The sequence below is a fragment of the Bacteroidota bacterium genome, from assembly GCA_034723125.1.
In the GTDB taxonomy this organism is placed as follows: Bacteria; Bacteroidota; Bacteroidia; order CAILMK01; family JAAYUY01; genus JAYEOP01.
Genome location: JAYEOP010000311.1, coordinates 1 through 19,990, shown reverse-complemented (window position 1 = coordinate 19,990; position 19,990 = coordinate 1). Strand labels below are relative to the sequence as shown.

Below are 19,990 nucleotides of genomic sequence, written 5' to 3'. Positions count from 1 at the left end.
TATTATGAAAGAAAACGATAATAGAAAAGAAAATAAAATAGATATTGAATTGACAGAAGAAATTGCTGATGGTATCTATTCAAATTTAGCACTAATATCACATTCTCAGTCAGAATTTATTGTTGATTTTGTTAGAATAATGCCCGGAGTACCAAAAGCAAAAGTAAAATCTAGGATATTATTAACACCTGAACATGCAAAAAGGCTTTTAAAAGCCTTAGGCGACAATATCAATAAATTTGAATCAATGTATGGACAGATAAAAAATAATGCTGGATTTGATGGAATTCCAATGAATTTTGGAGGTCCTGTTCCTGAAGCATAAAAAAATAATAAATCTTTTAAGTTTAATCTTTTTTCAAAAAAAGAATTTTATCTTTGCGGCTCAAAAAAAATGAATTAATAATATAGAATATGCCAACAATACAACAATTAGTACGAAAAGGTAGGAAAAAATTAGTTAAAAAAAGCAAATCTCCTGCTTTGGAAAATTGCCCTCAAAAAAGAGGCGTTTGTACAAGAGTATATACTTCTACACCAAAAAAACCAAACTCAGCAATGAGAAAAGTTGCAAGAGTGAGGTTAACAAATGGTAAAGAAGTAAATGTTTATATTCCAGGAGAAGGACATAACCTGCAAGAACACTCAATTGTATTGATTAGAGGAGGAAGAGTAAAAGACCTTCCGGGTGTTAGATACCATATGATACGTGGAGCTCTTGACACCTTAGGTGTTGATGATAGAACACAATCCAGATCAAAGTATGGAACTAAACGACCAAAAAAATAATTAAGAAAATATTTTGACAAATGAGAAAAGGGCAAGCAAAAAAACGAGAAATTAATCCAGATCCAATTTATAATGATATACTGGTAACAAAATTTGTAAACAATTTAATGGAAGGTGGAAAAAAAAGTAAAGCTTATAAAATTGTTTACGGTGCATTAGAAATAATAAAAACCAAAATTAAAGAAGAGAACGAATTAGAAGTTTGGAAAAAAGCACTACGAAATGTAATGCCGAGTGTAGAGGTTAAAGGTAGAAGAATTGGTGGTGCAACATTTCAGATTCCAACAGAAGTAAGTGAAAAAAGACGTTTGTCTTTAGGAATGAAATGGATGATATCATTCTCACGAAAAAGAAGTGGGAAAACAATGACAGATAATTTAGCGAATGAAGTTTTAGCAGCATATAAAAATGAAGGTGGTGCTGTTAAAAAGAAAGAAGAAATGCATAGAATGGCGGAAGCTAATAAAGCATTCTCACATTTTAGATTTTAATATAACATGGGCAAGCTAGCAAAGGAAATAGAGTTATCCAAGAATAGGAATATCGGCATTATGGCTCACATTGATGCAGGTAAAACTACTACTACAGAAAGAATTCTGTACTATGCTGGTGTAAATTATAAAATTGGAGAAGTTCATGAAGGTTCTGCTACTATGGATTGGATGGTACAGGAGCAAGAACGAGGTATTACAATTACTTCTGCAACTACTAGAGTTTTTTGGAATGAAAATGACACTCCTTATTCAATAAATATTATTGATACACCCGGTCATGTTGATTTTACCGTAGAGGTTGAACGCTCACTTAGAGTATTAGATGGTGCAATAGCCCTTTTTTGTGCCGTAGGCGGAGTTGAACCTCAATCAGAAACTGTTTGGAGACAAGCAAATAAATATAACGTTCCACGCATTGCTTTTGTAAATAAAATGGATAGAGCAGGTGCTAATTTCTTTGGAGTCGTTAATGAACTTGACGAAAAATTAGGTGCTAATCCTGTTCCTCTTCAAATCCCAATTGGTGCCGAATCTGAATTTCAAGGTGTAATTAACCTTATTACCATGAAGGCAATAATTTGGGAAGAAGAAGATTTAGGAGCATCATTTACAACTACTGATATTCCTAAAGAATTATTAGACGAAGCCGAAGAATGGAGAGATCAATTATTAGAATCAATTTCTGAAATGGATGATGATATTTTAGAAAAGTATTTTAGTAAACCCGAATCTATTACTGAAAACGAAATTTTTGCTACAGTAAGACAAGCAACGATAGACCAAAAAATTACACCAGTATTATGTGGTTCTGCATTTAAAAACAAAGGTATTCAGCCACTTTTAAATGCTGTTATTAAATATTTTCCATCTCCTGTTGACCTTCCTCCAATAGAGGGAGTAAATCCTGATAATGAAAATATAGAAAAAAGAAAATGTGATTTCAAGGAACCATTCAGTGCACTGGTTTTTAAAATTGTTACAGATCCATTTGTCGGGAGATTAGCTTACTTTAGAGTATATAGCGGAACACTTAAGGCAGGTGAAGCAGTATTAAATGTAAGAACAGGAAAAAAAGAAAAGTTAACACGTATTTATCAAATGCATGCTAACAAACAAAATCCTATTAAAGAAATAAAAGCAGGGGATATTGGTGCCGGTGTTGGATTTAGAAGCACTAAAACCGGAGATTCCTTAAGTGATATAAAAAAACCTATCCTTCTTGAAGAAATAAAATTTCCTGATCCTGTTATTGGAGTAGCGGTTGAGCCTAAAACTCAAGCTGCAATGGACAAATTAGGAATTGCATTAGGAAAATTAGCTGAAGAAGATCCTACATTTACTGTAAGAACTGACAAAGATTCTGGACAAACAATAATTAGTGGAATGGGAGAATTGCATTTAGAAATTATTGTTGACAGATTAAAACGTGAATTCAAAATAGAGATAAATCAAGGAGCTCCACAAGTTTCATACAAAGAGGCGTTAACAACAACTATAGAGCATAGAGAGATTTATAAAAAGCAAACAGGTGGAAGAGGGAAATTTGCAGATATTGAAATAGAAATTGGACCTGCAGATGCAGGACAACAAGGTGTTCAGTTTACAAATGATATTGTTGGAGGAGCTATTCCAAGGGAATATATTCCCGCAATAGAAAAAGGGTTTAATCAAGCAATATCAAACGGACCTGTTGCTGGTTTTCCAGTAGAAGCAATTAAAGTTAGACTTTTTGATGGTAGTTTTCATAATGTTGATTCAGATGCATTGTCATTTGAAACAGCTGCGAAACTTGCATTTCGTAAAGCAGCTAAAAAAGCAAATTCTGTTTTACTTGAACCTTTAATGAGTGTTGAGGTTGTTACTCCCGAAAGATATTTAGGAGATGTAATTGGAGATTTAAACCGCAGGAGAGGAAGTATTGAAGGTTCTGAAATGAAAGGTGATTCTCAAATTGTGAATGCAAAAGTGCCTTTAGCAGAACTATTCGGTTATGTTACAACCCTAAGAACTTTAACTTCGGGAAGAGCATTATCTACAATAACTTTTCACAAGTATCAAAAGGTTTCTGCTGATATTGAAAAGAAAATATTAGACAAATTAAAAGGTGAGTTTTTAAATGATTAAATTAATATAATGGGTACTCAAAAAATTCGAATAAAATTACGTTCATACGATTTTAGCTTGGTTGATAAATCAGCAGAAAAGATTGTAAAAACAGTAAAAGTTACAGGAGCTGTGGTGAGTGGTCCTATTCCTTTGCCAACAAAACGGAAAGTATATACCGTTCTTAAGTCTCCTCATGTAAACAAAACAGCTAGAGATCAATTTGAACTTTGTTCACATAAAAGATTAATAGATATTTATAGTACAAGTACAAAAACAGTTGATGCACTAATGAAATTGGAATTACCAGGTGGTGTTGATGTAGAAATTAAAGTATAAGATAATGGTAGGTATTATTGGAAAAAAATTGGGAATGACAAGTATCTTTACTGAAGAAGGGGAAAATATCCCTTGTACAGTTATTGAAGCAGGACCATGCGTTGTAACCCAACTAAAAAATAAAGATGGTAAGGATGGATACGATGCTGTTCAACTTGCATTTGGTAAAAAAACTGAAAAAGCAACAACAAAAGCCCTAAAAGGTCATTTTGATAATGCTAATACAACACCTAAAAGAAAGGTTGTTGAATTTAGAAATTTGAGAAGATTTGAGGGAGTTGAAAATCTTAAACTTGGAGATGAATTAAAAACAGACATCTTTAATGTTAATGAATGGGTCGATGTATCAAACTATTCAAAAGGAAAAGGATTTCAGGGAGTAGTAAAAAGACATGGTTTTCATGGAGTTGGTGGACAAACTCACGGACAGAAAGACAGATTAAGAGCACCTGGTTCAATAGGAGCATCATCCGATCCTTCAAGAGTATTTAAAGGAATGAGAATGGCAGGTCGTACAGGTGGAAACAAAATAAAAGTATTTAATCTGATTGTTGCAAAACTTATTCATGAAAAGAATTTAATTTTCCTAAAAGGTGCTGTACCAGGACCAAAGGGTTCATTCGTAATTATAGAGAAGTAACTATGAAAGTTGAAGTATATAATATAAAAGGTGAAAAAACCGACAAAAAAATTGATCTTAATGAATCAATTTTTGAAATAGAGCCAAACGACCATGTAATTTATCTGGATGTTAAAAGAATAATGGCAGATAGAAGACAAGGTACTCATAAAGCTAAAGAACGTTCTGATATTGTCGGTTCACAGAGAAAACTTAGACGACAAAAAGGAATTGGTTCTGCCAGAGTAGGTAGTATCAAAAATCCAATTTTTAGAGGTGGTGGAAGAGTTTTTGGACCAAGACCAAGAGATTACTCTTTTAAACTTAATAAAAAAGTAAAGTTAATAGCAAAAAAATCAGCACTATCTTATAAGTTGTCTGATAAAAAAATTCTTATTGTTGAAGATTTTTCAATTGAAGCTCCAAAGACAAAAGAATATAAGAATATTCTTAAAAATCTTAAAGCAGATGGTAGAAAAAATTTAATGGTAATTTCAGAAGAAAATAATAATATAATTTTGTCTTCAAAAAACATTTCTAATTCCTATATTTGCACCCCTGAAAAACTCAACACTTATAACATTTTAAACAATGATTTGTTGATTTTGACGGAAAGTGCAGTAAAGGTAATAACTAAAATTTTTAATTAGAACGATGAACATTATAAAGAAACCGTTGATAACTGAAAAATATTCCGCTTTAAGCGAAACGGAAAATAAATTTGGTTTTATCGTTGATAAGAAAGCTGATAAAGAACAAATTAAAAAAGAAATTGAACAACTTTTTAAAGTAAAGGTTTTAAAAGTTCGAACAATGATTTATCAGGGAAAAGAAAAGTCAAGACATACTAAAAGAAGTATTTTATTAGGAAGAACAAAGGGATTTAAAAAAGCAGTTGTTACCTTAAAACAAGGTGATTCAATTGATTTTTACAGTAATATCTAATTTATTATGGGATTAAAAAAGCTAAAACCAACTACTCCGGGACAAAAGTTCACAGTTTTGAATGATTATTCAGAACTGACAAAAGGTGTTAAGCCTGAAAAGAGCCTGCTCGGAACCAAGAAAAGAACAGGTGGTAGAAATAACAAAGGGAAAATGACTGTTCGTTATCGAGGTGGAGGACATAAAAAGAAATATAGAATAATTGATTTTAAAAGAGATAAATTTAATATTCCCGCAGTTGTAAAAACTATTGAATATGATCCAAACAGGAGTGCTTATATTTCTTTATTGTTTTATAAAGATGGTGAAAAAAGATACATTATTGCTCCTGACAAATTAAAAGTTGGAATGACAGTTATTAGTGGAGATAATGTTCCACCTGAAATTGGTAATGCATTAAAACTTAGCAATATACCCTTAGGTACTCAAGTACATAATATTGAAATGCATCCTGGCAAGGGTGGCGAATTAGTAAGAAGTGCAGGAGGATTTGCACAAATTATTTCTAGAGAAGGAAAACATGCAGGAATAAAATTACCATCAGGTGAAGTAAGAAAAATATTGGTCAACTGTATGGCAACAATAGGAAGTGTATCTAACCCAAATAACGAATTAATAAAATTAGGAAAAGCTGGAAGAAAAAGATGGATGGGAATAAGACCAAGAACAAGAGGTGTAGCTATGAATCCTGTTGATCACCCAATGGGTGGTGGAGAAGGGAAATCTTCAGGAGGGCATCCTAGGTCAAGAACAGGCTTGTATGCAAAAGGTAAAAAAACCAGAGATAAAAATAAAATGTCTAACAAACATATTATAAAAAGAAGAAAAAAATAAAACATGTCTAGATCAATAAAAAAAGGACCTTATGTTTATTGGAGACTTATAGAAAAAGTTGAAGCAATGAATAAAAAAGGAAAAAAAAGTGTTATTAAAACTTGGTCAAGAAGATCAATGATAACACCTGACTTTGTTGGGTTTACATTTGCTGTCCATAATGGGAAGAAATTTATTCCTGTATTTATTTCTGAAAATATGGTTGGACATAAATTAGGTGAATTTTCACAAACAAAAAATTTCCGAGGTCATCCTACTAAAAGAAGTTAATTAAATGGAAGCTGTAGCAAAATTAAAAAATTGTCCCTATCCTGCAAGAAAAATGAGATTGTTAGCTGATCTTGTTAGAGGTAAAAAGGTAGAGGAAGCATTAAATATATTAAAGTTTCACCCCAAAAAGGCTTATTCAAAAAAATTGGAGAAATTAGTCTTATCTGCAATAGCAAATTGGCAAGTAAAAAATGAAGATCTTGGTTCTGATGATAATGATTTATTTGTAAAATTAATTTTTGTTGATAATGCACGTCAATTAAAACGAATAAAACCTGCTCCTCAGGGAAGGGCACATAGAATAAGAAAAAGATCAAATCATATTACAGTTGTAGTTGATGTAGAAGTTCAATCTATTTTAAAAGAAAACACTATTCAAGAATAATGGGACAAAAAATTAATCCAATAGCATTACGATTAGGTTATATCAGAGGATGGGAATCAAACTGGTATAGCAACAAAGGATATTCCGAAAAATTGTTGGAAGATAATAAAATTAGAAAATATGTTAATGCAAGACTCTCAAAAGGAGGAATTGCAAGAATCGTAATTGAAAGAACATTAAAAAGAGTAACTGTTACTGTTCATACTTCAAGACCAGGTCTTGTTATTGGTAAAGCAGGTCAAGAAGTTGATAAACTGAAAGAAGAACTAAAGAAAATAACAAATAAAGATGTTCAAATAAATATTTTTGAAATCAGAAATCCTGAATTGGAAGCTCAATTAGTGGGAGAAAATATTGCAGGACAACTAAAAGCAAGGATGTCTTACAGAAGAGCTATGAAAATGGCAATTGCTTCTACAATGAGAGTGGGTGCAAAAGGAATAAAAATTAAATGCTCAGGAAGACTTGGTGGTGCTGAAATGGCTAGAACTGAAGAATATAAAGAAGGTAGAATCCCATTACATACATTAAGATCAGACATTGACTATGCCTTAGTAGAATCAAATACCGTTTACGGTAAAATTGGAGTAAAAGTTTGGATTTGTAAAGGAGAAGTTTTTGGCAAAAGAGACCTTTCAATGAATTTTGGTGCAGCTACAAATAAGCCAAAAAGAAGACCGAACAGAAGGAAATAATAAAAGAGATTAAAAAAATAGAAGATGTTACAACCAAAAAAACCGAAATACCGAAAAGTACAAAAAGGTAGAATAAAAGGAATAGCTACTAGAGGAACAACAATAGCGTTTGGTACTTATGCTTTAAAAAGCCTAGAGCCAACTAGATTGACATCTAATCAGCTCGAAGCTGCTCGTGTTGCAATAATGAGATACATAAAAAGAGAAGGTAAATTGTGGCTTAGAGTATTTCCTGACAAACCAATTACAAAAAAACCTGCTGAAGTTAGAATGGGTAAAGGTAAAGGTGCACCGGAATATTTTGTTGCTGCTGTACGACCAGGTAAAATAATTTTTGAGTTAGAAGGCATGAATGAAGACATTGCAAAAAGAGCTTTAGCATTAGGAGCTCAAAAATTACCAGTAATTACAAAATTTATTTCTAGAAAAGATTTGTCAGCTTAATAAAATAATAAAATGAAATATTCGGAAATAAGAGATTTGACGACAAAGGAGATAAAGGAATTTGTGATAGAAGAACAAAAAAACTACACAAAACTAAAAATTTCTCATGCTGTTTCTCCACTTGACAATCCTCAAAAGATTAATAAATCAAGGAGGCAAGTGGCCAAACTGAAAACAGAATTAAAAAAACGTGAATTATCAAAAGACGGAACTGATGGAAAATAAAGAAGTAAAAAGAAATAGTAGAAAAACCGTTGTTGGAAAGGTTTTTAGCAATAAAGCTGATAAAACTATTGTTGTTATGGTTGAGAGAAGAGTTACTCATCCTGTTTATGGCAAAATTATTAGAAAATCCTCTAAATTCCATGCTCATGATGAAAAAAATGAGTGCAATGAAAGAGATGTTGTTCAAATTATGGAAACCCGTCCTTTAAGTAAAACAAAAAGATGGCGTTTGGTTAAAATTCTTGAAAAAGCAAAGTAGATGATACAAAAAGAAAGTAGATTAAAAGTTGCTGATAATAGTGGTGCAAAAGAAGTACTGTGTATAAATGTTTTAGGTGGTTCAAAAAGACGATATGCATCGGTTGGTGATAAAATTGTTGTTACTGTTAAATCAGCTGTTTCTAGTGGAACAATAAAAAAAGGAACTATTTCTAAAGCCGTTGTTGTTAGAACTAGAAAAGAAGTAAAACGAAAAGATGGCTCATATATCCGATTTGATGAGAATGCATGTGTTTTACTTGATGAATCCAATGAACCTGTTGCCACAAGAATTTTTGGACCAGTAGCAAGAGAATTGAGAGATCGAAAATATATGAAAATTGTTTCATTAGCACCAGAAGTAATATAGAATAATGAAAAATCAAAAATTTAGTAGGAAAATAAAAATAAAGAAAGAAGATACTGTAATTGCTATTTCAGGTAATTACAAGGGTAAAAAAGGTAGAGTTCTTTCTTTAAATAGAGAAAAAAATAAAGCAATTGTTGAAGGAATAAATATTATTACTAAACATACCAAACCAAGTCAGGAAAATCAGGATGGAGGAATCATAAAAAAAGAAGCTTATATTGATATATCAAATTTAATGCTAATCAATCCTAAAACTTCTGAGCCAACAAGAGTTGGTAAAAAACGTGATGATGAAGGTAAACTAGTAAGATATTCAAAAAAAACAGGTGAGGAAATTTAACAATGAAAATAACTCCGGAATATAGAAAAAAGTACAACGAAAAAGTTAGACCTGCTTTAATAAAAGAACTGGGTTATGTTAATGAAATGGAAATCCCCCAGATTGTTAAAGTATCGCTAAATCGAAGAGTTGGAGAAGCTGTAACTGATAAAAAATTAGTTGATAAGGCAGTTGAAGAACTTGAAGTGATTACCGGTCAAAAAGCAGTTCCTACTTATGCTCGAAAATCAATTTCAAATTTCAAATTAAGAGAAGGAATGCCAATTGGTGCAAAAGTAACCTTGAGAGGTGATATGATGTGGGAATTTGTAGAAAGATTTATTTCAATTGTACTTCCTCGTGTACGAGACTTTAAAGGTATTAGCGACAAAGGTTTTGACGGTAGGGGGAATTTCTCTATGGGAATATTAGAAAGCATTGTATTCCCTGAAATCAATCTTGACAAAGTAGGAAAAATAACAGGTTTAGATGTTACTATTGTTACTACTGCAAAAACAGATAAAGAAGCTTATCATCTTTTAAAAGAAATAGGTTTCCCTTTTAAAAATCAAAATGACTAAAAAATAATGGCAAAACTATCAGTAATTGTTAGAGACAGAAAAAGAAGGGAGTTGGTAAAAAAATATGCTAGCAAAAGAGCAGAATTAAAAGCTGCCGGTGATTATGTAGCTTTAGATAAATTACCTAAAAATGCATCACCTGTAAGAGTTAGAAATAGATGTCAGATAACAGGAAGACCAAGAGCATATAGTAGAAAATTTGGTGTTAGCAGACATGTTTTTAGAGAATTAGCACTAGCAGGAAAAGTACCTGGTGTAAAAAAAGCAAGCTGGTAAATTTAAGAGAAAAACTATGGATACAATTGGAGATTACTTAACAATGATAAGGAATGCCATGAAGGCAAAAAAGAAAGTAGTGGAAATTCCTCGCTCAAATGTTAGACTTGAAATCACAAAAATTCTTTACGAAAATGGATATATCCTAAATTATAAAGAAGATAAAAATAAAAATGTGCAGGGAACTGTTAAAATTGCATTAAAATATGATAGAGAAACAGGAACACCTGCTATTAAAAAAATTGGAAGAATAAGTACTCCGGGATTAAGAAATTATTCAGGGTCAAAAGATTTACCAAGAATAATTAACGGATTGGGAATTTCAATAATTTCAAGCTCATCAGGAATAATTACTGATAAACAAGCCCGAAAATTAAATGTGGGTGGAGAAGTACTTTGTTACGTTTATTAAAAAAAAGAAGAAGATGTCACGAATAGGAAAAATGCCTATAAATATACCAGAGAGTGTAAAAATTGAAGTTTCAAAAGGTAATGAAATAAAAGTAAAAGGACCTAAAGGTGAACTTACTGAAAATGTACAGCCTGAAATTAAAATTGTTATTAAAGGAAATGTATTGACCGTTGAAAGACCTACTGATTTAAAAAGACATAAATCAATGCACGGACTTTACAGAATGTTAATTGCAAACATGGTTGAAGGAGTTACTAATGGATATAAAATTGAATTGGAAGTTATTGGAGTTGGGTATAAAGTAAATAGTCAAGGACAAAAATTAGAATTGAATATTGGATTTTCTCACGATATAGTTTTTATAATTCCACAAGAAGTAAAAGTTAAAACAGAAACCGTAAAAGGTAAACCACCTGTTATTATTTTAGAAAGTCATGATAAACAATTGATAGGTCAACTTGCCGAAAGAATAAGAAAACTTAGAAAACCAGAACCTTATAAAGGAAAAGGAATTAAGTATAAAGGTGAAGTTATTAGAAGAAAAGCAGGAAAAGCAGCAGCAACTGAAGGATAAAATTATTTAGAATGGGAAATTTTAAAAGTAAAATAGAAAGAAGAAAGAAGATCAAAAAAGGTATCAGAAGTCGAGTGTTAGGAACTTCTACAAAACCTAGATTGACTGTTTCTCGAAGTAATAAAGAAATTTATGCTCAAGCAATAGATGACTCAACAGGTTACACATTAGCCTCAGCAAATTCTTTACAAAAAGAGATAGATAAAAAAGGAAAAACAAAAACTGAAATTGCAAGTTTAGTAGGTGAATTAGTAGCAAAAAATGCTCTTGAATCAAAAATAGACAACGTTGTTTTTGATAGAAATGGTTATTTATACCATGGAAGAGTAAAAGCTTTAGCCGAAGGTGCAAGAAAGGGTGGTTTAAAATTTTAATTGAAAAGGAAATTCTGTAATGGATCGAAATATTAATAGAATAAAAACAAGTGAAATTGAGCTTTCAGAAAGAGTTGTTAGCATTCAAAGAGTAACTAAAGTTACAAAGGGTGGTAGAACTTTTAGCTTTGGAGCAATAGTCGTTGTTGGCAATGGTGACGGTATTGTAGGATTTGGATTAGGTAAAGCCAGAGAAGTTACCGAAGCTATTAACAAAGGTGTTAATGATGCTAAGAAAAATCTTATCCATGTATCTGTTGTAAATGGTACAATAGCACATGAGCAAGAAGCAAAATATGGAGGTGCACAAGTATATATCCAACCTGCTTCACCAGGTACAGGAATTGTTGCTGGTGGTGCTATGAGAGCAGTACTTGAAAGTGCAGGTGTTGCAGATATTCTTGCAAAATCAAAAGGGTCATCTAATCCTCACAGTGTTGTAAAAGCAACAGTAAAAGCTTTAACGGAAATAAGAGATGCCAAAACAATTGCAAAAATAAGAGGTATTAGTATTGATAAAGTATTTAACGGATAAAACCATGAAGGAAAAGGAAATTGAAATAACTCTAATTAAGAGTTTGATTGATAGACACAAAAAACAAAAGCTTACTGCTAAAGCATTAGGCCTTGGAAAATTGAATAGTAAAATTGTTCATAAAGCAACTCCACCAATTCTTGGAATGGTTAATAAAATTAGTCATTTAGTAAAAATTGAATACAAAAAGTAATGGACTTAAGTAATTTAAAACCAGCAAAAGGTTCCACCAAAACAAAAGAACGTCTAGGAAGAGGCGAAGGTTCAAAAAAAGGTGGCACTTCTGCTAGAGGACATAAAGGTCAAAAATCAAGATCAGGTTATAGTAAAAAAATTGGTTTTGAAGGAGGACAAATGCCTTTGCAAAGAAGAATTCCAAAATTTGGATTTAAAAATAGAAACAGAAAAGAATATGTTCCTGTTAATTTATCAAACTTACAACAATTGATTGAAAAATATAAAATTGAAAAATTTGATAAAGAGGTGTTCATAAAATACGGAATTGCATCAAAAAAATCATTGATAAAAATTCTTGCTAATGGTGAACTGAAAAGTAAAATTGAAATTGAAGCAGATGCATTTTCTAAAAATGCACAAAAAGCTATTGAGAAAATAGGTGGTACAGTTAAAAAATCAAAATAGATGTTAAAGCTGATTCAAACAATAAAGAATATTTGGAAAATAGAAGACCTGAGGATAAGAGTTCTTTTTACTTTAGGTTTTATATTAATTTATAGACTTGGTTCATATATAGTTTTACCAGGTGTTGATCCCAATGCACTTTCAAGTTATCAAAAACAAGCAACAGAAGGAATTTTGGGACTAATTAATATGTTTGCAGGTGGTGCTTTTTCTCGTGCATCAATTTTTGCACTTGGTATTATGCCTTATATTTCAGCATCTATTGTAATACAGCTACTTGGAATCGCAGTACCATACTTTCAGAAATTACAACGTGAAGGTGAATCTGGAAGAAAGAAAATAAATCAAATTACCAGAGTTCTTACTATTATTGTTACAGCTACACAATCAGTTGCATTTTTATCCAACTTACGTGCTCAGGCAAGTTTTGCAATTATTAGTGAAACAAATCCTGAATTGATGTCTCCATTTTTCTTTATGTTTACAAACATCATAATTCTTACAACAGGAACAATGTTTGTGATGTGGCTTGGAGAAAAAATTACTGACAAAGGAATAGGAAATGGTATTTCAATACTTATTATGATAGGTATTATTGCCAGATTACCAATGGCACTTGTTGCCGAATTTGATACAAGATTAGGAGAAGCAGGAGGTGGATTAGTAGTATTCTTCCTCGAAATAGTTGCACTATTATTTGTAATACTAGCAACAGTACTATTGGTTCAAGGAGTGCGAAGGATACCTGTGCAATACGCAAAAAGAATTGTTGGAAACAAACAATATGGAGGAGTTAGACAGTATTTACCATTAAAAGTAAACTCTGCCGGAGTTATGCCAATTATTTTTGCACAAGCACTAATGTTTATTCCTTCAACAGTAGCACAATTTTTTCCTAACTCATCAGCTTGGAGTGGAATAGCAGGAGCGTTCAATAATTTCACTTCTTTTCCGTATAATTTTACTTTTGCAATAATGATTATATTGTTTACTTATTTTTATACTGCGGTAACAATAAATCCTGTTCAAATTGCAGATGATTTAAAAAGGAATGGAGGATTTATCCCAGGAATAAAACCCGGTAAAAAAACATCAAATTACATTGACAAAATAATGAGTAGAATAACATTTCCTGGCTCCATATTTTTAGCATTAGTTGCAATTATGCCTGCATTTGCAATGTTGTTTAAAGTTAACTCTCAGTTTGCTCAGTTTTTTGGAGGAACATCATTATTAATTATGGTCGGGGTAATATTAGATACTTTACAACAAATAGAAAGTCATTTATTGATGCGTCATTATGATGGATTAATGAAATCAGGAAAAATAAAAGGAAGAGCAGGTGGTGGAGCAAGAAGAATGTAAAATTATGAAATATTTATTAATAAATTATTAGTAAATTTGCACGCTCAATAAAAAATGGAATAAAGACATGGCAAAGCAAATGATGATAGTACAAGATGGTGAGGTAACAGAGGCACTTCCAAATGCTATGTTTAAAGTTAGATTGGAAAATGGGCATGAAATATTGGCTCATATTTCAGGAAAAATGAGAATGTATTACATTAGAATATTACCAGGTGATAAAGTAAAAGTTGAGATGTCACCCTATGATTTATCAAAAGGAAGAATAACATTTAGATATAAGTAAAAGTTATGAAAGTAAAACCATCAATAAAAAAAAGAAGTGAGGATTGCAAGATTGTAAGACGTAAAGGTGTTTTATATGTAATTAATAAGAAAAACCCAAGATTTAAACAAAGACAAGGATAAAAAATGGCACGAATAAGAGGTATTGATCTTCAGGGCAATAAAAAAGGTGATGTTGCATTAACATACATTTTTGGAATAGGAAAATCTACAGCCCAAGAAATCTTAGCAAATGCTAAAGTTGATTTTGAAACAAAAGTAGATGATTGGACAGATGAACAATTAATTGCAATCAGGAATATTGTTAGTGATGAGTATAAAACCGAAGGTGAATTAAGAACTGAGGTTCAGATGAATATTAAACGATTAATTGATATTAATTGTTACAGAGGAGTAAGGCATCGTAAAGGTTTACCCGTTAGAGGGCAAAGAACTCACACAAATGCAAGAACTCGAAAAGGAAAGAAAAAAGGTGCTGTTGCAAATAAAAAACAAGTAGGTAAAGGCTAATTAAATGGGAAAGAAAAGAACAAGAACGGTTTCTAGAAAACGCAAGGTCAGTATTGAACCAATTGGTAACGTTTATATTAAAGCTACTTTTAATAATGTAATTGTTTCTATTACTAATTCCGCAGGACAAGTAATTGCTTGGTCATCAGCTGGAAAAATGGGCTTTAGAGGTTCAAAGAAAAACACACCTTACGCTGCTCAAAGAGCTGCTGAGGATTGTACAAAAGTTGCTTACGATCTTGGAATGAGAAAAGCAACTGTTTATGTAAAAGGACCAGGTTCAGGTAGAGATGCTGCTATAAGATCAATTCATAATGCAGGAATTGAAGTTACAGGAATTCATGATACAACACCAATTCCTCATAATGGTTGCAGACCTCCAAAAAGAAGAAGAGTATAAATTTGATAACAATAGAATTAGTATAATATGGCTAGATATATAGGACCCAAGTCAAAAATTGCAAGAAGATTTAAAGATCCGATTTTTGGACCTGATAAATCTTTAGGAAAAAAAGGTGCAGATGGCAAGGGCAGAAGAGGTAGAAAAAAAGTTACCGAGTATGGAATTCAATTAACAGAAAAACAAAAAGCTAAATACACTTATGGCGTATTAGAACGTCAGTTTAGAAAAATGTTTGTGAAAGCTGCAAGTAAACCAGGCAAAACAGGAGATAACTTATTAGTATTTCTTGAGTCAAGGTTAGATAACACTGTTTTTCGTTTAGGAATTTCTACAACACGTGCAGGAGCAAGACAATTAGTTTCACATAAACATATTACTGTTAATGGACAAGTAGTAAATATTCCATCATATAGTTTACGTCCCGGAGATTTAATTGAAGTTAGACAAAAATCTAAATCTCTTGAAGCAATACAAGATGCATTAGCAGGAAGAAAACAAAATTTTAAATGGCTTGAGTGGGATGATGAAAACAAACTAGGAAAGTTTGTTAATTATCCTGAAAGAGAAGAAATACCTGAAAATATCAGGGAAAACTTAATAGTTGAATTTTATTCTAAGCAATTATAATAATAGAAATATGACATTAATCCCTTTTCAAAAACCAGAAAGAGTTGTGATGCAGAAAGCATCGGATTTCAAAGGTAATTTTGAATTTTTTCCTTTAGAAAAAGGTTATGGAGTTACAATCGGGAATGCGATTAGACGAGTACTGCTCTCATCATTAGAAGGTTTTGCTGTTACTAATATCAAAATTGAAGGTATTGAACAGGAATTTGCCACAATTAAAGGCGTGGTGGAAGATGTAGTAAGCATAGTTTTAAATTTAAAGGAAGTTAGATTTAAACCACTCACTGATGAAAGCGAAGAAAAAATATTTGTTTCAATAAAAGGACAAGAAACTTTTACAGCTACAGATATTGGAAAAGCTTCTAATAGTTTTGAAGTGCTTAACCCTGAACATGTTATTTGTTCAATGGAAAAGTCAGTAAAATTAGACATGGAAATTGATGTAAGAAGAGGTAGAGGATACGTTTCCATTGATGAGAACAAACCTTTAGATGCACCAATTGGCGTAATTACACTTGATTCAATATTTTCTCCAATAAAATTAGTAAATTATTCTGTTGAAAATTACAGAGTAGGGCAAGATACTGATTACGAAAAATTAAAGATAGAGATTCATACAGATGGTTCAATTCATCCTGAAGATTCACTAAAGGAAGCAGCAAAAGTATTAATGCAACATTTTGCATTATTTTCTGAAGAAAAGATTACTCTTGATGAAGATATCAAGAAAGAAAAAAGAAAAGTTGATGAGAAATTTTTACAAATGAGAAAATTACTCAAAACAACACTTACTGATCTTGACCTTTCTGTTAGAGCATACAATTGTTTAGCTGCTGCAGGAATTGGAACTTTAGGCGAATTAGTAAATTATGACGTTGGTGATTTACTGAAATTTAGAAATTTTGGAAAAAAATCACTTATTGAAATTGAAGAACTAGTTAGAGAAAAAGGTTTAACATTCGGAATGGATGTTTCTCTTTATAATTTAGACGAAGAAGAGTAAAGAAATGAGACACGGAAAGAAATTTAATCATCTGGGCAGAAAATCAGCCCATAGAAAAGCAATGTTGGCTAATATGGCAACATCTTTAATTCTGCATAAAAGAATTACAACGACTGTTGCTAAAGCAAAAGCTTTAAGAAAATACGTTGAACCCATCATCACAAAATCAAAAACAGATACTACTGAATCTAGGAGAAATGTTTTTAAATTATTGAAAGACAAACATCCTATAAAAGAATTGTTTGATGTAGTAGCTGAAAAAATTGCTGATAGACCTGGTGGCTATACAAGAATTATAAGACTTGGTAAAAGATTAGGAGATAATGCTGAAACTTGTATCATTGAACTAGTTGACTTTAACGATATTTATGTTAAAGATGAGAAAAAATCAACAGGAAGAAAGAGAACAAGGCGAGGACGTAAATCCACTTCAGAACAATTAACTACTGATAAAGTAGCAAAAGAAACTACTGAAGAGGCAAAAGCTAATGTAGAGGAAAAAGCTGAAGTGAAAGAAGAAAAGACCGAAGCAAAAAAAGAGGAAAAGCCAGAAGCAAAAAAGGAAGAAAAGAAAGAAGATAAGCCTGAAGCAAAAAAAGAAGTGAAAGTTGAGAAAGAAGAAAAGAAGGATGAAGTAAAGAAAGAAGAGCCAAAGGCAAAAGAAGAACCAAAGGAAAAGAAAGCTGAAAGTGAAGACAAAAAAGAAGATTCAGATAAAAAATAATATTGCTTTTTAAAAAAGCTTCAAATATTTTAAGAAAGCCTCATATTTTTATGAGGTTTTTTTTGGTTTTATGTCAAATACTGTGGGTAATCAAATTTGCCACAGGCTTCGTCTGTCGAAGACATGCTAAAAGTAAAGACTGCGTCTGTCAAAGACAGATCCACAGATTACAAAATTACTAAAATAGTATTGATTATTATTTATTAATGTGGGTGTTGCAAAAAAGTGCGGAAAACAGGAAAAACCATAAGGCTTTATTTTTTCTTTTTAGCAAGTCTAAAAATATAAGAAATCTTTATTCCAAGATATGAACCTGAATTTCGTATATATCCTTCACCGCGTAATTTATCGTAATAATAAAAATAACTATAACCCTCCGCCTGAGGTTTAGTTTTTCTAAAAAATGCAGCTGTGTAATTCAAACCAAATCCTAATAGATTTTGATTCTTTAATTCTTTATAAATATTAATTTCACCAAAATATTTAAAATAAAGTGGTTTTTTCTTATTAAATAAAGAATCGTTGTTAGTGTATAGATTTTGGAAATACAAAAGATGATGATTCGTATCACCTACATTTGCTATTATTGGTTTACCTACAGAAAAATCACTAATCATATGTTCAATAACTGACAATTTTATTCCAAGTTCTGCTGACAATGAATACTTTTCAGATAAATCCCATGATTTTGAAATACCAAAGGGAATTTCTGTTAATAAAGATTTCGTTTTAAATGGAAAAATATTAAAATTAACTATAGAAGGATGGTAATAATAATAATGTTTGGTTATTGTTTTATATCTTAAAAGCGAAAACCCCATAAAAGCATTATAATTATCAGCAATTCTTAAGTTAGTTCTAAATTCAAGTTGCCATCCTATTCCAAGGCGTGGCTCAACTTTTCCAACATTAGTACCATAATAATTTTCAACATGAGGGTAGGTAAATGCATTATTAAGATTTAAACTGAAATTAATCCTTCTAAGTTCATCAGTTTTTTGTACTTTATCAAATAATGGAGCGTGGCTACTTTTAGCACGACCAAAAACATAAGAAATCTTTATTCCAAGATATGAACCTGAATTACGCATATATCCTTTACCACTTAATTTGTCGTAATAATAAAAATAACTATAACCCTCCACCTGAGGTTTAGTTTTTCTGTAAAATGCACCTGTATAATTTAATCCAAGTCCCAAAAGATTTTGATTTTTTAATTTTTTATAAATATTAATTTCACTAAAATACTTATAAAAAAGAGTTTTTTTCTTGTCAAAATAAGTATATGGCTCATTAGAGTAATAATCTTGTAATAAACAAAAATGAGAACTATCACCTGATTCTAAAAGTGAAATTTTCTCAAAACCCATAGGAACATCCAATGCTTCAATAACTGACAATTTCATTCCAAGTTCTGCAGAAAGCGAAAATTGTTCAGTCAAATGCCATGACCTTGAAAGACCTAAGGGTATTTCTGTTAACATGTGCCGAACAATATCAGGAGGATAGTGGAATAAAGTTGGTTTAGTAGAAGGATAATAATATTTGAAATAATAAAAAACTGTTTTTGTTCTATAACCTAAAAGTGAAATACCTGTAAAAGCAGTATAATTATCAGCAATTCTCACATTAGTTCTAAATTCAAGTTGTCTTCCTGTTCCGATACGTGCTTCTATTTTCCCAACATTAGTACCATAATAATTCTCAACATGAGGGTAAGTAAATACATTATTTACATTAATACTGAAATTAATCCTTCTTAGTTCTTGTGCTTTTATATCTGATGTAGTAAAACAAAATATTATTAGTGTTGTTATAAATAGTTTCATAATTTTATAAATTAACCGCACAAAAGCAATTACTTTTGTGCGGTATGTTAATTAATTACAATTTGGAGTTATTATTCTTAAATATGGTTCATCAAGCTCATAGCCTTCATCTTTGATATCATGCGAACATCCCAAAGAATTACTTTTTATCTTTGAACCATCTATCCAAAGAGTTATATCCACTGATACACATTTTTTATTATATTTTCGTGAGGGCTTACTGACAGGTGCTTCAGTCTCACAATCCTCATAATAAATTTTACCACCATAAGAAGCATATATTTCATCAGCTTTATTCTTTTTGAATTTATTATTTTGTCTATGAAAATTTTTTGTGCTAGCACCGATACCAGTAAATAATACAAAAAAATTTTTCCATCCTTTTGTCCATAAGTACCATTCTTTTTCACCTCCAGTATAATCTTTTCTATATGGTGGTGCCTTCCCCCTTCGTTTACAACATTCAGTTGTTTTAATTTTTACTTTTTTTTCATCACTTGTTTTAGTACAGTTGAAATTGTCTGTTATAGTAAGTGTTACATCATAGCTTCCCTCTTCTGTATAAGAATATGTAGGATTCTGTGATGACGAGGTACCACCATCACCAAAATCCCATGACCATGAAATAATTGAAGCATTTGTAGATGCTGTTGATTTATCCGTAAATTCATAAGTCATTTCATCAAATTCATCTTCCGTGAATGAAAAATCTGCTACACATTCATCTTCGGTTGAATCAATTGGAAAGTATAAAGAATCTC

At 31.4% G+C, this 19,990-nt stretch carries 35 protein-coding genes; 33 read left to right on the top strand and 2 right to left on the bottom strand.

Going from position 1 to position 19,990, the window contains the following annotated elements; translation table 11 throughout:
* Positions 1-4: 4 nt before the first annotated feature.
* The 33 genes from U9R42_08750 to rplQ all read left to right on the top strand — a co-directional run bounded on the left by U9R42_08750 (position 5) and on the right by rplQ (position 17,400).
* Positions 5-325, top strand: coding sequence for a DUF3467 domain-containing protein (locus U9R42_08750; GenBank protein MEA3496111.1), 321 nt, complete (start codon positions 5-7; stop codon positions 323-325).
* 89 nt (positions 326-414) lie between these two features.
* Positions 415-789 carry a 30S ribosomal protein S12 gene (rpsL, locus tag U9R42_08745; GenBank protein ID MEA3496110.1) on the top strand — a complete coding sequence of 125 codons (375 nt, stop codon included), beginning with the start codon at positions 415-417 and terminating at the stop codon, positions 787-789.
* A gap of 20 nt (positions 790-809) precedes the next feature.
* Entirely contained in the window at positions 810-1,280 is a 471-nt protein-coding gene (gene rpsG, locus U9R42_08740) for a 30S ribosomal protein S7 (protein MEA3496109.1), read from the top strand.
* Positions 1,281-1,286: 6 nt separating this feature from the next.
* Positions 1,287-3,407: an elongation factor G gene (fusA, locus tag U9R42_08735; protein ID MEA3496108.1), complete on the top strand. Its 2,121-nt coding sequence runs from the start codon at positions 1,287-1,289 to the stop codon at positions 3,405-3,407.
* Positions 3,408-3,416: 9 nt separating this feature from the next.
* Positions 3,417-3,725, top strand: a complete 309-nt coding sequence (rpsJ, locus tag U9R42_08730; GenBank protein MEA3496107.1) for a 30S ribosomal protein S10 — start codon at positions 3,417-3,419, stop codon at positions 3,723-3,725.
* Between the two features lie 4 nt (positions 3,726-3,729).
* Positions 3,730-4,365 (top strand): 50S ribosomal protein L3, encoded by a 636-nt coding sequence (gene rplC, locus U9R42_08725; GenBank protein ID MEA3496106.1) that lies wholly within the window; start codon positions 3,730-3,732, stop codon positions 4,363-4,365.
* Between the two features lie 2 nt (positions 4,366-4,367).
* Positions 4,368-4,994 carry a 50S ribosomal protein L4 gene (rplD, locus tag U9R42_08720; GenBank protein MEA3496105.1) on the top strand — a complete coding sequence of 209 codons (627 nt, stop codon included), beginning with the start codon at positions 4,368-4,370 and terminating at the stop codon, positions 4,992-4,994.
* 4 nt (positions 4,995-4,998) lie between these two features.
* Positions 4,999-5,289: a 50S ribosomal protein L23 gene (gene rplW, locus U9R42_08715; protein MEA3496104.1), complete on the top strand. Its 291-nt coding sequence runs from the start codon at positions 4,999-5,001 to the stop codon at positions 5,287-5,289.
* 6 nt (positions 5,290-5,295) lie between these two features.
* Complete coding sequence (rplB, locus tag U9R42_08710; protein MEA3496103.1) at positions 5,296-6,123, top strand: 50S ribosomal protein L2; 828 nt, start codon at positions 5,296-5,298, stop codon at positions 6,121-6,123.
* Positions 6,124-6,126: 3 nt separating this feature from the next.
* Positions 6,127-6,393 carry a 30S ribosomal protein S19 gene (gene rpsS, locus U9R42_08705; GenBank protein MEA3496102.1) on the top strand — a complete coding sequence of 89 codons (267 nt, stop codon included), beginning with the start codon at positions 6,127-6,129 and terminating at the stop codon, positions 6,391-6,393.
* Positions 6,394-6,397: 4 nt separating this feature from the next.
* Positions 6,398-6,778: a 50S ribosomal protein L22 gene (gene rplV / locus U9R42_08700; GenBank protein ID MEA3496101.1), complete on the top strand. Its 381-nt coding sequence runs from the start codon at positions 6,398-6,400 to the stop codon at positions 6,776-6,778.
* Positions 6,778-7,473 carry a 30S ribosomal protein S3 gene (gene rpsC, locus U9R42_08695; GenBank protein ID MEA3496100.1) on the top strand — a complete coding sequence of 232 codons (696 nt, stop codon included), beginning with the start codon at positions 6,778-6,780 and terminating at the stop codon, positions 7,471-7,473. Before rplV ends, rpsC begins: the two co-directional genes overlap by 1 nt.
* 24 nt (positions 7,474-7,497) lie before the next feature.
* Positions 7,498-7,917, top strand: a complete 420-nt coding sequence (gene rplP / locus U9R42_08690; protein MEA3496099.1) for a 50S ribosomal protein L16 — start codon at positions 7,498-7,500, stop codon at positions 7,915-7,917.
* Positions 7,918-7,929: 12 nt separating this feature from the next.
* Entirely contained in the window at positions 7,930-8,142 is a 213-nt protein-coding gene (gene rpmC / locus U9R42_08685) for a 50S ribosomal protein L29 (GenBank protein MEA3496098.1), read from the top strand.
* The gene (gene rpsQ, locus U9R42_08680) at positions 8,132-8,401 is read left to right on the top strand and encodes a 30S ribosomal protein S17 (protein ID MEA3496097.1); all 270 of its coding nucleotides are present in this window, start codon (positions 8,132-8,134) and stop codon (positions 8,399-8,401) included. The genes rpmC and rpsQ overlap by 11 nt, the downstream gene beginning before the upstream one ends.
* The gene (gene rplN / locus U9R42_08675) at positions 8,402-8,770 is read left to right on the top strand and encodes a 50S ribosomal protein L14 (protein ID MEA3496096.1); all 369 of its coding nucleotides are present in this window, start codon (positions 8,402-8,404) and stop codon (positions 8,768-8,770) included.
* A gap of 4 nt (positions 8,771-8,774) precedes the next feature.
* Positions 8,775-9,110 carry a 50S ribosomal protein L24 gene (gene rplX / locus U9R42_08670; protein MEA3496095.1) on the top strand — a complete coding sequence of 112 codons (336 nt, stop codon included), beginning with the start codon at positions 8,775-8,777 and terminating at the stop codon, positions 9,108-9,110.
* A gap of 2 nt (positions 9,111-9,112) precedes the next feature.
* Positions 9,113-9,670, top strand: coding sequence for a 50S ribosomal protein L5 (gene rplE, locus U9R42_08665; protein ID MEA3496094.1), 558 nt, complete (start codon positions 9,113-9,115; stop codon positions 9,668-9,670).
* Between the two features lie 6 nt (positions 9,671-9,676).
* Complete coding sequence (gene rpsN / locus U9R42_08660) at positions 9,677-9,946, top strand: 30S ribosomal protein S14 (GenBank protein MEA3496093.1); 270 nt, start codon at positions 9,677-9,679, stop codon at positions 9,944-9,946.
* A gap of 16 nt (positions 9,947-9,962) precedes the next feature.
* Positions 9,963-10,358 carry a 30S ribosomal protein S8 gene (gene rpsH / locus U9R42_08655; GenBank protein ID MEA3496092.1) on the top strand — a complete coding sequence of 132 codons (396 nt, stop codon included), beginning with the start codon at positions 9,963-9,965 and terminating at the stop codon, positions 10,356-10,358.
* A 13-nt stretch (positions 10,359-10,371) separates the two neighbouring features.
* Positions 10,372-10,932: a 50S ribosomal protein L6 gene (gene rplF, locus U9R42_08650; protein ID MEA3496091.1), complete on the top strand. Its 561-nt coding sequence runs from the start codon at positions 10,372-10,374 to the stop codon at positions 10,930-10,932.
* An 11-nt stretch (positions 10,933-10,943) separates the two neighbouring features.
* Positions 10,944-11,306 (top strand): 50S ribosomal protein L18, encoded by a 363-nt coding sequence (rplR, locus tag U9R42_08645; GenBank protein ID MEA3496090.1) that lies wholly within the window; start codon positions 10,944-10,946, stop codon positions 11,304-11,306.
* Between the two features lie 19 nt (positions 11,307-11,325).
* On the top strand, positions 11,326-11,841 hold the full coding sequence (gene rpsE, locus U9R42_08640; protein MEA3496089.1) for a 30S ribosomal protein S5: 516 nt from the start codon (positions 11,326-11,328) through the stop codon (positions 11,839-11,841).
* A gap of 4 nt (positions 11,842-11,845) precedes the next feature.
* Positions 11,846-12,034, top strand: a complete 189-nt coding sequence (gene rpmD, locus U9R42_08635) for a 50S ribosomal protein L30 (protein ID MEA3496088.1) — start codon at positions 11,846-11,848, stop codon at positions 12,032-12,034.
* Positions 12,034-12,483 (top strand): 50S ribosomal protein L15, encoded by a 450-nt coding sequence (rplO, locus tag U9R42_08630; GenBank protein ID MEA3496087.1) that lies wholly within the window; start codon positions 12,034-12,036, stop codon positions 12,481-12,483. Before rpmD ends, rplO begins: the two co-directional genes overlap by 1 nt.
* The gene (gene secY / locus U9R42_08625; protein ID MEA3496086.1) at positions 12,484-13,848 is read left to right on the top strand and encodes a preprotein translocase subunit SecY; all 1,365 of its coding nucleotides are present in this window, start codon (positions 12,484-12,486) and stop codon (positions 13,846-13,848) included. It begins immediately after the preceding gene.
* 67 nt (positions 13,849-13,915) lie between these two features.
* Entirely contained in the window at positions 13,916-14,134 is a 219-nt protein-coding gene (infA, locus tag U9R42_08620) for a translation initiation factor IF-1 (GenBank protein ID MEA3496085.1), read from the top strand.
* Positions 14,135-14,139: 5 nt separating this feature from the next.
* Positions 14,140-14,256 carry a type B 50S ribosomal protein L36 gene (gene ykgO, locus U9R42_08615; protein ID MEA3496084.1) on the top strand — a complete coding sequence of 39 codons (117 nt, stop codon included), beginning with the start codon at positions 14,140-14,142 and terminating at the stop codon, positions 14,254-14,256.
* Between the two features lie 3 nt (positions 14,257-14,259).
* Positions 14,260-14,643 carry a 30S ribosomal protein S13 gene (gene rpsM / locus U9R42_08610; GenBank protein MEA3496083.1) on the top strand — a complete coding sequence of 128 codons (384 nt, stop codon included), beginning with the start codon at positions 14,260-14,262 and terminating at the stop codon, positions 14,641-14,643.
* A 4-nt stretch (positions 14,644-14,647) separates the two neighbouring features.
* The gene (gene rpsK / locus U9R42_08605) at positions 14,648-15,043 is read left to right on the top strand and encodes a 30S ribosomal protein S11 (GenBank protein ID MEA3496082.1); all 396 of its coding nucleotides are present in this window, start codon (positions 14,648-14,650) and stop codon (positions 15,041-15,043) included.
* A 27-nt stretch (positions 15,044-15,070) separates the two neighbouring features.
* A complete protein-coding gene (rpsD, locus tag U9R42_08600; protein ID MEA3496081.1) occupies positions 15,071-15,673 on the top strand; it encodes a 30S ribosomal protein S4 in 603 nt (200 codons plus the stop codon).
* 10 nt (positions 15,674-15,683) lie between these two features.
* Positions 15,684-16,676 carry a DNA-directed RNA polymerase subunit alpha gene (locus U9R42_08595; GenBank protein ID MEA3496080.1) on the top strand — a complete coding sequence of 331 codons (993 nt, stop codon included), beginning with the start codon at positions 15,684-15,686 and terminating at the stop codon, positions 16,674-16,676.
* 4 nt (positions 16,677-16,680) lie between these two features.
* Complete coding sequence (gene rplQ / locus U9R42_08590; protein ID MEA3496079.1) at positions 16,681-17,400, top strand: 50S ribosomal protein L17; 720 nt, start codon at positions 16,681-16,683, stop codon at positions 17,398-17,400.
* A 254-nt stretch (positions 17,401-17,654) separates the two neighbouring features.
* On the opposite strand, the gene U9R42_08585 is transcribed toward rplQ, so the two are convergent.
* Together U9R42_08585 and U9R42_08580 are read right to left on the bottom strand one after the other, a co-directional pair.
* Positions 17,655-19,229, bottom strand: coding sequence for a hypothetical protein (locus U9R42_08585; protein ID MEA3496078.1), 1,575 nt, complete (start codon positions 19,227-19,229; stop codon positions 17,655-17,657).
* Positions 19,230-19,280: 51 nt separating this feature from the next.
* Positions 19,281-19,990: PKD domain-containing protein (locus U9R42_08580; protein ID MEA3496077.1), on the bottom strand; the 710-nt coding region annotated here is incomplete at its 5' end.